Raw genomic sequence first — 4,154 nt, forward strand, 5'->3', positions numbered from 1 at the left:
GCGGCGGGCGACCTGTTCAACACCCTGGCCGAGGAAGCCTTGCGTGCCGCCTGGCGCATGGCGGTGGTGATGCCGATGTTTGGCAGCGCCGGAGGCGGCGGCCTTTTCGGTGGCTTGCTGTCGGGCATCGGCGACTGGTTCTCGGGCGGTTCAACCGCCGACGTGGCCGGCATGACCACCGACATGAATGCCGGCGGCGCCTTCATGGGCGGCATGCACGAGGGCGGCATCGTCGGCGGCCCGCCGACCTTCGTTCGCAGGGCGGACCCCGCAATGTGGGCGTCCGCCCCGCGTTTCCATTCCGGCGGCATCCTGGCCGGCGAGCGGCCCATCATCGCCAAGGACGGCGAAGGCATCTTCACGCCCCGGCAGATGGACAATGCTGATCGCCTGTTGTCCGCCGCCATGGCCCCGCCGACGGTGGGAGTGACCGTCACCGTCCACAACAACGCGCCCAATTCCCAGGCCCGCGCCCAGTGGTCCCAAGGTGGCGGCGGGCGCATGCAGTTGGATATCATCGTCGACGAGATCGAGACCCGCATGGGCCGCAACATCGCCCGCGGCGAAGGCATCGCCTCCACCATGGAGCGACGCTACGGACTCAACCCGGCGGCGGGGGCTTATCGATAGCCGTCAGGACACGATGTGGCGTTCGCTGTCCATGGAATGGTGCAGCACGCGCACGACGAAGATGCCGGGATCCTCGATCAGATAGTAGATCACGTGCCCGGCATGGGCGTGGCGCAGCAGCCCTTGCCGTGGAAGCCCGGACGGACGCCCCAGCCGGGGATTGTCGGCCAGCATCCGCAGGCAGCCGGACAGTTCAAGGTAATAGGCGTCCGCCTGGGCCTCACCGAAGCTCCGGTGGGAATAGACGTAGATCTCGGCCAGATCTCCATCCGCCGCATTGGAAAGGACGTAATCACCCATGCCGCAGCCGGGCCTTGGCCTCGGCCATGATGTCGTCGGCCTTGCGCGGGCTGCGTCCGCTCTTCAGCCCCTCGGCGATGGCCGCCTCCAGCGCCTGGGCGCGCCGTTGGTCGTGGCGGATCAGGTCGCGGATGTAGTCGCTGGCATTGGCGTACTCGCCGCCTTTGATCTGGGCCTCGACCCAGTCCCGCATGGGATCGGGCAGGGAAACATTCATCGTCGCCATGGGCACCTCCTGTCGGAGCCAATATGGCATGGTTTGCCAAAGAATGCCATTGACCGGACAAGCCGATGACCACCACCGTTTCCTGGCCCGACACGCTGCCACTGCCCACCTTCGATGGCTACGGCATCGAGCCGCAGGACGGCGTGCTGCGCACCGAAATGGAGGCCGGCCCCGCCCGCCAGCGCCGCCGCCACACCCAGACGCCCTCGCGCATTCCGGTGCGCTGGCGCTTCACCCAGTGGCAGTTCGGCATCTTCGAGGCCTGGTACAAGTGGAAGGGGCTGGAGGGGGCCACCTGGTTCGCCATGGACCTGCTGGGTGGCTTAGGCGTCGTCACCCACGAGGCCCGCTTCGTCGGCGCCGGCAGTTCGCCCTACAAGGCGACGCCCCGACGCGGCGGCCAGGGCGCCATCTGGATCGTCACCACCACCCTGGAAATTCGCGAGCGTCCGGTCCTGACCGAAGCCGCCCTGGACATCGTCCTGGCCGAGGACGTGGCGGGCCTCCTCGCGACGGTCAATTCACTGCACACCACCATCCACACCTCCTTGCCCAGCACCGCCTGGTAGCCCGCCGAGGGAAGCATGACCCTGCAGACCGATCTCGAAACCGCCATCGCCAAGGTGACGGCCGACAGCACCTTGCTGCATTCCATCGTCCATGGACCGGCCAGTGGCACGGGCAGCACACTGACCACCGAGGGCGGCGACGTGAAGACGGTGGCCAAGGCCATCGCCGATGTGGAGACGGAATATGCCGCCGTCGGGGTCATGGCGGCGGTCAATGCCGATCGGGTGGCGGCCGAGGCGGCCCGAGTTGGAGCAGAGACGGCGGCAGCCGATGCCACATCGGCCCAGGCGCAGGCCGAATTGGCGGCAGTGGCGGGCAACGTCAAGGTTTCGGCCAACGATACCACCGGCGGCAAGCTTCATGGCAAGCTGGTTGCCGGCACGGGCATCACGCTGACCGAAGGTGACGATGGTGGCGACGAGACCTTGACCATCTCGGCCAGCGGCGGCGTGATCTCGGTCGACACCACCCTCAATGTCGGGATTGGGCAAGCCCACGCCACGGTAACGGCTGCCCTGGCCTATCTGGCCGACTATCGGATCAAGCCGGGCGTGACGGTATTCATCAGCGTGATCGGGGCGGTGGCCGAGGCCGCCGTCATCACCATCAACCATCCCGACAGCGCCAACATCATCATCTCTGGTACCGCCCCGATCACCACCACGCTTTCGGGCATCTCGGCGCAGTCCGGTGCCCAGGGTGCCTACAGCGTCACCTACACCGTGGCATCCTCGGCCGGCATGGCGGTCGGCGATTACGTCATCCTCTACAACACGTCGGGCGGCACCTATCAGGGGCCGAACCACGGCGTCTTTCCAATCACGGCCATCCCGGACGGCACCCACATCACCGTCGCCAACCCGTCCTGGACGGCGGCTTGGCAGGGTGCCGGCGTCAACACCGGCAACGTCAAGTGCCTGAAGTCCCGCCTGACCTTTGCGGCGAGCGGCGCGTTCACGGTGACCAAGCCCAACGCGGTGTTGAACCTCAGGGATATCGCCCTGGTCGGCGCCAGCGTGCTGAACGGCCTGCGCCTCGACCAGGCCGGCGTCAATGGCCTGCCGGGCAAGGCGTACCTGTCCTGTGTCGGCCTGTACGACTGGCAGTGGTTCGCGGTGGTCGATGGCGGCGGCGAACTTCATCTCGCCGGCACCTGCGCCATGTCCAGGTTCAGCAGCACGGGCGTGTGGGTGCGCCAGGGAGGGAAGGCGGTTCTCGCGCCTGGCGCCTATTTCACCATCATGGGCATGACCAGTGCCGCTGGCGGCAATGGTGCCATCAATCTCGAAAGTGGCGGTGCCTTCGACCTGGGCTTCGGAACGGCCGGGCAGGTGATGATCGCCTGCAATTACGGCTACGGCGTCAGGGCGTTCGGCAGCGGCTCGCGGTTCTCGCTCGGCGCCTCGACCAACTCGCGCATCGAGTTGAACGGCTATTCCGGCGTCTTCACCCAGAACGAAGCCAGCGTCACCGCCCGGGGCATCGTGCTCCAGGCCAACGGCAACATCGACGGCATCGGCAACATCTACGCCATCCAGCAGTCCCGGGTGGACTACTCCTATGCCTCCATCGGCGCGGCGGCTTCACCCGGCACATACCTCGTGCGAGGGGAAATGCAGTCCGATCTTGATGGGTTTGCCGCCAACTACACGGGAGCGAGCGGCAACGTCTATGCCACCCATAGTTCCAGGATCGCCTTCAACGCGGGGACGAATTACGGCGCGGTCGCCATCAGCCCGGCGCTGAACACCCATGGCAACAGCAACGCCTACATCGTGAACTAGGAGGGGGGTACCGTGATCATTTTCGTCAAGGACGGGCTTGTCGTCGCCTGGTACGACGACACCAACGCCCCCGGTGCCGAGGCGCATCCTGGCTGGGAGCGCGCCTGGGTGCCGGATGCCGTGGCGCTGGATGTGAGCGATCCCATCGTCATCCCCGATCCGCGCCCCGGTCTTTCCGGGTTGGCGCTGGCGCAGGCCAAGCACGAACTGGTCGAGTTGGACGCCGTTCTTCCCCGCGCGGTCGAGGACATGAGCGTGGCGATGGCGGCAGCGGGTGTGGTCCTGACTCTTCCGCCGGTCATGCGGGAGCGCATGACCCGCAAGGCGGCACTGCGCACGGTGGTGGCGGGGGCGGACGGCCATGCCTGATCCGCTGCTGTCCCAGGCCATCCAGGAAGCCTATGCCGCCTGCCCGGCCGATGTGGTCATCCTGCACACCCTGGAAATCTGGCACCCCACCTTCCTGGACGGTGAGGGCAACCCGGCGCCGATCCGGGTGGTGCGCGACCATGCCGACCTCACCGCCCGGTTGGAGGCCGCCGCGCCGCGCCACGGTGGGCAGAGGGTCATAGGCGTTAACATAGCGCACACACTTGGCGTTTTCGCTTTCTTGGGGTGTCGGCGAGGCGTACAGCGAGGCTGGT

The 4,154-nt window shown here is 66.9% G+C and carries 6 protein-coding genes and 1 pseudogene; 5 read left to right on the forward strand and 2 right to left on the reverse strand.

What is annotated here, in order from left to right; genetic code table 11:
• Nucleotides 1-630 (forward strand): annotated as a pseudogene (locus tag A6A05_RS21160) (tape measure protein); the annotation flags it as partial.
• A 3-nt stretch (nt 631-633) separates the two neighbouring features.
• Here A6A05_RS21160 and A6A05_RS01690 read toward each other — a convergent pair.
• Together A6A05_RS01690 and A6A05_RS01695 are read right to left on the reverse strand one after the other, a co-directional pair.
• Complete coding sequence (locus A6A05_RS01690) at nt 634-930, reverse strand: type II toxin-antitoxin system RelE/ParE family toxin (RefSeq protein ID WP_068496849.1); 297 nt, start codon at nt 928-930, stop codon at nt 634-636.
• Nucleotides 923-1,156 carry a type II toxin-antitoxin system ParD family antitoxin gene (locus A6A05_RS01695; RefSeq protein WP_068496851.1) on the reverse strand — a complete coding sequence of 78 codons (234 nt, stop codon included), beginning with the start codon at nt 1,154-1,156 and terminating at the stop codon, nt 923-925. Before A6A05_RS01695 ends, A6A05_RS01690 begins: the two co-directional genes overlap by 8 nt.
• A gap of 65 nt (nt 1,157-1,221) precedes the next feature.
• On the opposite strand from A6A05_RS01695, the gene A6A05_RS01700 reads away from it, so the two are divergent.
• From A6A05_RS01700 to A6A05_RS01715, 4 genes are all read left to right on the forward strand, one after another.
• Nucleotides 1,222-1,725, forward strand: coding sequence for a hypothetical protein (locus tag A6A05_RS01700; protein ID WP_068496854.1), 504 nt, complete (start codon nt 1,222-1,224; stop codon nt 1,723-1,725).
• Between the two features lie 15 nt (nt 1,726-1,740).
• Nucleotides 1,741-3,510: a hypothetical protein gene (locus A6A05_RS01705; protein WP_068496856.1), complete on the forward strand. Its 1,770-nt coding sequence runs from the start codon at nt 1,741-1,743 to the stop codon at nt 3,508-3,510.
• A 12-nt stretch (nt 3,511-3,522) separates the two neighbouring features.
• The gene (locus A6A05_RS01710; RefSeq protein WP_068496858.1) at nt 3,523-3,879 is read left to right on the forward strand and encodes a hypothetical protein; all 357 of its coding nucleotides are present in this window, start codon (nt 3,523-3,525) and stop codon (nt 3,877-3,879) included.
• Nucleotides 3,872-4,154: DUF1833 family protein (locus tag A6A05_RS01715; RefSeq protein ID WP_156520842.1), on the forward strand; the 283-nt coding region annotated here is incomplete at its 3' end. The genes A6A05_RS01710 and A6A05_RS01715, both read left to right, overlap by 8 nt.

Origin of the sequence: Magnetospirillum moscoviense, from assembly GCF_001650635.1 — a bacterium.
Lineage (GTDB): Bacteria > Pseudomonadota > Alphaproteobacteria > Rhodospirillales > Magnetospirillaceae > Magnetospirillum > Magnetospirillum moscoviense.